This is a genomic window from Neisseria sp. P0021.S007 (assembly GCF_051956855.1).
Window position 1 is genome coordinate 1 of the sequence record NZ_JBQCXA010000584.1, and the last position, 668, is coordinate 668.

Here is a 668-nt window from a genome sequence, read left to right on the forward strand (position 1 = left end):
GAAAAATGGGTTTATAACATGATGCCTTTACTTTTTAAATTTTCCAGGCATTCGTCTAAGTAGGCATCATCATGTTCGGTGTAAATCGGCGAAGTAGCTGTTTCAGCAGTGTGTGCGTGGTATGGGGCAACGGCTTTGCCGCGATACAACGGGTCTTTCCATAAAACGTCAGGCTTGTAGCCGCGTTTTTCCATTTCTTCCATAATCAGCGCGTGATACAGATAGAGTTTGTAAGGCGAATGGGTGAAAACGTAATTCACCGTCGCGTGCGGCCTGCCCCAGCCTGCTCCGCGAAGCGCGGCGCATTCGCGGTGTTGCCCTAGAAGCTGGGCGCGGGGAAGTAGCGGGATAAGGGTTTGGTGCCAAAGTCTCATGTTTGGTGGGTTGGAGGTCGTCTGAAATTGTATCTTGGTTTTCAGACGACCTTTTGTTTAGTCGGGTGGTTCAAATATCTTGATGACTGTTTGTCGGTCAAGAAGGTGTGCGGCATTGAGTATGGTCAGTCTTTATGTTGTTCGGTCATTCTTGCTTTCTTGGCTGCCGCCTGAATTTTTCTACGGCGTCGCCACGTACAGTAAAGTAGCGGTACTAAAGTCAGAAGAAGGGTGAAGATGCCGGCTAGTAGTCCTGCTTCAAATCTGCGTGAGGATGAGTCGAAGGTAAAAGAC

Annotated in this window: 1 protein-coding gene; it reads right to left on the bottom strand. The window is 48.8% G+C overall.

Translation table 11 applies throughout. From position 1 onward, the window contains the following. Positions 1-11: 11 nt before the first annotated feature. Complete coding sequence (locus tag ACTHUR_RS14765) at positions 12-374, bottom strand: TIGR02328 family protein (RefSeq protein ID WP_108700120.1); 363 nt, start codon at positions 372-374, stop codon at positions 12-14. Positions 375-668: the final 294 nt, after the last annotated feature.

Excerpts from the sequence above, each read along its gene's own strand:
- ACTHUR_RS14765 (WP_108700120.1), bottom strand. The coding sequence starts at position 374 with ATGAGACTTTGGCACCAAACCCTTATCCCGCTACTTCCCCGCGCCCAG.